The organism is Tibeticola sp. (assembly GCF_022759015.1).
Taxonomy (GTDB): Bacteria; Pseudomonadota; Gammaproteobacteria; order Burkholderiales; family Burkholderiaceae_C; genus Tibeticola; species Tibeticola sediminis.
On record NZ_JAEMQB010000014.1, the window covers coordinates 1 to 4813 of the forward strand.

The window sequence follows — 4813 nt, forward strand, 5'->3', positions numbered from 1 at the left end:
AAGAAAAAGATGAACAACTACAACATCAGCAACATCTTCAGCACCACGCTGCGTGATGCGGGCGAGGTGGCGCTGATCGACGGCGACACCAAGAAAATCATCAACGTCATCAAGACCGGCTACGCGGTGCACATCTCGCGCTTGTCGGCGTCGGGGCGCTATCTGTTCGTGATTGGCCGCGATGCCAAGATCAACATGATCGACCTGTGGATGGAAAAGCCCGACACGGTGGCCGAGATCCGCACCGGGCTCGAAGCGCGCTCGGTCGAGACCAGTAAGTTCAAAGGCTTCGAGGATAAATATGCGATTGCCGGCAGCTACTGGCCGCCGCAGTTCGTCATCATGAACGGCGACACGCTCGAACCGCTGAAGATCGTATCGACCCGTGGCGTCACGGTGGACAAACAGGAATATCACCCCGAGCCGCGCGTTGCCTCCATCGTAGCCAACCACTTTCGCCCCGAATTCGTGGTGAACGTCAAGGAGACGGGCAAGACGCTTTTGGTGGACTATTCCAATATCGACGCACTGAAGATCACGGAGATCGGCACGGCACGCTTCTTGCATGACGGTGGCCTGGATTCGACCAAACGTTATTTCTTGGTCGCCGCGAACAACAGCAACAAGATTGCCGCGGTGGATCTGAAAGAAGGCAAACTCGCCAAGCTGATCGACGTAGGCAAGATCCCGCACCCAGGCCGTGGCGCGAATTTCGTGCACCCGAAGTACGGACCGGTATGGTCCACGGGACACTTGGGTGATGAGACGATTTCTCTCATCGGTACAGACCCGGTCAAGCACAAGGCCAATGCCTTCAAGGTCGTGGAGACTCTCAAGGGGCAGGGTGGAGGCGCGCTGTTCATCAAGAGCCATCCGAAGAGCAAGCATCTGTACGCAGACACGCCGCTCAATCCCGATCCCAAGATCTCGCAGACGGTCGCGGTGTACGAAATTGATAATCTCGACAAAGGCTACACCGTGCTCCCGATTGCCGAGTGGGCGGGCCTCAAGGACGACGGCTCCAAGCGCGTTGTCCAACCCGAGTTCAACAAGGCTGGCGACGAGGTCTGGTTCTCCGTGTGGAGTGCCAAGAACAAGGAGAGTGCGATCGTCGTCGTGGATGACAAGACGCTCAAGCTCAAGGCCGTGATCAAGGATCCACGTCTGATCACGCCGACGGGTCACTTCAACGTCTACAACACGCAGCACGACGTCTATTGACTTCCTCTTGGGCCGCTGCTGCCTCGCCCCCCCTTGGTCACGCGCCGACGGTGATCCGGGGGTGCCCCTTTGTCCTGGTAGCCTCGCTTCCAAGGGTGGTCCTGTCGCCGAAAATACGTCGCAGCCCCGATGCCTGGAGTGCCATGTTCTCTCGTTGTCTGCTCTTTCTCCTGTGTGGCTGTACGGTACTGCCTGCCATCGCGCAGCCGGCCGGTGAGCCCGATGGAGCTCGCGCGCGGGAACTAGTGCGCATGGTTCGGCAGGACTGCGGGTCCTGCCACGGTATGCGCCTGACCGGCGGCTTGGGTCCCGCGCTTACCCGCGAGGCACTGGCAGGGTTTTCGACTGACAGCCTGACCGCCGTGATCTTTCACGGCCGACCAGGCACTCCCATGCCGCCCTGGAAGGCGATGCTCAGCGAGCCCGAGGCGCGCTGGATTGCGCTGCGCCTTCAGCAGGGCTTCCCCGAGGAAAGTGTAGGTGCACGATGAAGCGTCGCGAATGGTTGCTGACCGTGGCCAGCCTCTCTTCTCTGGCAGCACTCGGTGGTTTCGGCGGTTGCGCCGCGCCTGCGCTGCGCGGCACTGGCGACCTGGGTGTGGTCGTCGGACGCGCCAACGGGACGGTGTACCTCATCGAAACCACGACCCGCTCAGTGATTGGCGAGGTACAGGACTTGGGTGATCTTTCACACGCATCGGTGGTGTTCTCGCGCGATGGGCGTTACGCCTACGTGTTCGGGCGCGATGGTGCGCTCACCATGGTCGATATGCTTCGCCAGCGCATCGTGCGCCGCTTGATGCAGGCGGGCAATTCCATCGGCGGCGCCATCAGTGACGACGGCGCGCTGGTGGCCGCGCAGAACTACACACCCGGTGGTGTCAAGGTGTTCGACGCGCACACACTGGAACTGGTCGCCGATGTGCCAGCTGAACATGCCCCAGGAAAGCGTTCCCGCGTGGTCGGCTTGGTCGATTTGCCGGGTCGGCGCTTTGCCTACAGCCTCTTCGATGCGGACGCGATTTGGATCACCGATTGTTCGGACCCAAAGCGAATCCACATTCGGAAATTCGATGGTATTGGCCACCAGCCGTACGATGCGCTGGTCACGCCCGATGGCCGCTACTACATCGCGGGTCTGTTCGGTGAAGACGGCCTGGCGATGATCGACCTCTGGGCCGAGACGCCAACGGTCCGACGCATCCTCGGCGGCTACGGCAAAGGTCAGGCGCCATTGCCTGTTTACAAGATGCCGCACCTGCGCGGCTGGGCTGTGGCAGGGCGCCGCGCCTACCTTCCGGCCATCGGAAGGCATGAAGTGTTGGTGGTGGACACCGACAGCTGGCAGGAGGTGGGCCGCGTCCCGGTGGCGGGCCAGCCAGTGTTCGTCATGGCACGGCCCGATGGCCGCCAGGTCTGGGTCAACTTTGCAGTGCCCGACTATCACCGGGTGCAGGTGATCGACACGCAAGCTCAGCGTATCGTGCACACGCTCGAGCCCGGAAAAGCCGTGTTGCACATGGAATTCACACCGCGTGGCGAAGCCGTGTGGATCAGCAGCCGCGACGACAACCGCGTGAGTGTGGTCAGTACCGAAGATTTTCGCACTTTGGCGCGGCTCGATGTCCCGGCACCCAGCGGCATCTTCTTCACTTCGCGCGCCGCGCGCATGGGGTTCTGAGCGATGCATGCCGCCGTACGTCCAGCGATCGACGGCGATCTGCGCCTGCTCAACGATTGGCAGCACGGATTCCCGCTGTGCCGCGATCCGTTCGGCGTACTGGCTGACGCGACAGGCCGCTCACGCAACGCGGTGCTCCACGCCCTGCGCCAGGCTCAGTCCGATGGGCGCATCAGTCGCATCGGCGGTGTGTTTGCCCACGGTAGCGGGGGGGATGCCATGCTGGCGGCCATGGCCGTGCCAGAGAACCGCATCGACGAGGTGGCTGCCATGGTTTCGGCGCACCCGGGCGTGAACCACAACTACCTGCGCGAGCACCGACAGAATCTTTGGTTCGTGATGACTGGAATCGACCGTGCCGCGGTGGACGGCGGGGTGACGGCGCTGGAGGCGGCCACCGGCTTGCGCGCTTTGCGCCTGCGCATGGTTCGGCCCTACCGCATCGACCTCGGGTTCGACCTTCGCGGTGACACTGCCACGCAACCCATGGGTGCGCTAACAAACCGCAACGCCCAGATGGCGCCCCTCGACCCTAGCTTATGGCCGCTGGCCCAGCGGGTGGAGGCGGGCCTGCCGCTGGTGGAGCGGCCTTATGCCCTCTGGGCTACCGAATTGGGCTGGAGCGAAGATGAAGTGACCGAGTGCATCGGTGCATGGTTGGCCGAAGGCAGGCTCAAGCGCTTTGGCGTGGTTGTGCGCCACCACGACTTGGGTTTTGCCGCCAACGCCATGACGGTGTTCGATGTGCCGGACTCAGCGGTGGACGCCGCCGGAGAGGCACTGGCCGCCCAGGCCGGGGTCACGCTGGCCTATCGCCGCGAGCGCGCTGAGGGTTGGCCGTTCAACCTCTACGCCATGGTGCACGGCACCCACCGCCAGGCGGTGATGGATGTGGTCGAGCGCATGACGGCAGCGGCCAAGCTCGGCGACTGCCCGCGTGAGGTGCTGTTTTCCACCCGCCGTTTCAAACAGACCGGCGGGCGCCGCTTTCGCGGCTGGATCGAACCGGACGCTGCGGCCTGTCTGGCCGAGGAGCGTGACCATGCCGTCGCCTGACGACTTGCGCCTGATCGACCGGTTGCACGGCGGCTTCCCATTGAGCGAACGGCCCTTCGCCGACGTCGCGGCGGAACTCGGCTTGAGTGAAGAGACGGTAATCGATCGCCTGCGACGTTTGCTGGCGCACGGCGAACTCACGCGTTTCGGTCCGTTGTTCCAGATCGAACGCGCCGGTGGCCGCTTCGTGCTGGCCGCCATGGCGGTGCCCGAGGAACGTTTTGAAGCGGTGGCTGCGCAGCTGGGGGCTATGCGCGAGATCGCCCACAACTACCGGCGCGAGTCAGCTCGCCCCGATGCGCCAGGAGCCACGCCGCTGAACATGTGGTTCGTGATCGCGGTCGAGTCTGCCAACGAGGTCGATGCCGTGGTCGAACGTATCGAAGCGATGACCGGCCTCGCGGTCTACGCATTTCCAAAGGAGCGCGAGTTTTTCGTCGAACTCCGCTTGCCATTGCTGCCGGGAGATCACCATGCCGCTCGATGAACTCGACCGACGCATTATCTGCGCCACGCAGTCGGGCCTGCCCTTGGTGACCCGTCCCTACGAGGCCGTAGGCGCCGCCTTGGGCATCGACGGCGAGCAAGTACGCGAACGCCTTCAGGCCATGCTGAACGAAGGCGTGATTCGACGCATCGGCGCCGTGCCCAACCATTACCGACTTGGTTTCACAGCCAACGGCATGAGCGTCTGGGACGTAGCAGACGAGCGCGTGGACGAACTCGGTGAGCGCATCGGCCAGCTTCCCTTCGTCAGTCACTGCTACCGGCGCCCGAGGCGCTTGCCGGTCTGGCCTTACAACCTCTTTGCCATGCTGCACGGGCGCTCGCGCGAGGAGGTCGAGGCCCAGGCGC

General features: G+C 63.4%; 6 protein-coding genes. All 6 read left to right on the plus strand.

Annotation, left to right across the window (positions count from 1 at the left end):
* The coding region (locus JHC36_RS01035; RefSeq protein ID WP_287914753.1) for a cytochrome D1 domain-containing protein at window positions 1-1221 on the plus strand (1221 nt) is incomplete at its 5' end.
* A 143-nt stretch (window positions 1222-1364) separates the two neighbouring features.
* Window positions 1365-1712, plus strand: coding sequence for a c-type cytochrome (locus tag JHC36_RS01040; protein WP_287914756.1), 348 nt, complete (start codon window positions 1365-1367; stop codon window positions 1710-1712).
* Window positions 1709-2902: a cytochrome D1 domain-containing protein gene (locus JHC36_RS01045; RefSeq protein ID WP_287914758.1), complete on the plus strand. Its 1194-nt coding sequence runs from the start codon at window positions 1709-1711 to the stop codon at window positions 2900-2902. Before JHC36_RS01040 ends, JHC36_RS01045 begins: the two co-directional genes overlap by 4 nt.
* A 3-nt stretch (window positions 2903-2905) precedes the next feature.
* The gene (ahbB, locus tag JHC36_RS01050) at window positions 2906-3958 is read left to right on the plus strand and encodes a siroheme decarboxylase subunit beta (RefSeq protein ID WP_287914761.1); all 1053 of its coding nucleotides are present in this window, start codon (window positions 2906-2908) and stop codon (window positions 3956-3958) included.
* Window positions 3945-4445: an Lrp/AsnC family transcriptional regulator gene (locus JHC36_RS01055; protein WP_287914764.1), complete on the plus strand. Its 501-nt coding sequence runs from the start codon at window positions 3945-3947 to the stop codon at window positions 4443-4445. The genes ahbB (JHC36_RS01050) and JHC36_RS01055 overlap by 14 nt, the downstream gene beginning before the upstream one ends.
* Window positions 4432-4813, plus strand: a 382-nt coding sequence (gene ahbB / locus JHC36_RS01060) for a siroheme decarboxylase subunit beta (protein WP_287914767.1), incomplete at its 3' end; no start/stop codon positions are given. The genes JHC36_RS01055 and ahbB (JHC36_RS01060), both read left to right, overlap by 14 nt.

Bases quoted from the DNA above. Each gene is read 5' to 3' on its own strand.
- JHC36_RS01040 (WP_287914756.1), top strand. From the start codon at position 1,365: ATGTTCTCTCGTTGTCTGCTCTTTCTCCTGTGTGGCTGTACGGTACTG.
- JHC36_RS01045 (WP_287914758.1), top strand. From the start codon at position 1,709: ATGAAGCGTCGCGAATGGTTGCTGACCGTGGCCAGCCTCTCTTCTCTG.
- ahbB (WP_287914761.1), top strand. From the start codon at position 2,906: ATGCATGCCGCCGTACGTCCAGCGATCGACGGCGATCTGCGCCTGCTC.
- JHC36_RS01055 (WP_287914764.1), top strand. From the start codon at position 3,945: ATGCCGTCGCCTGACGACTTGCGCCTGATCGACCGGTTGCACGGCGGC.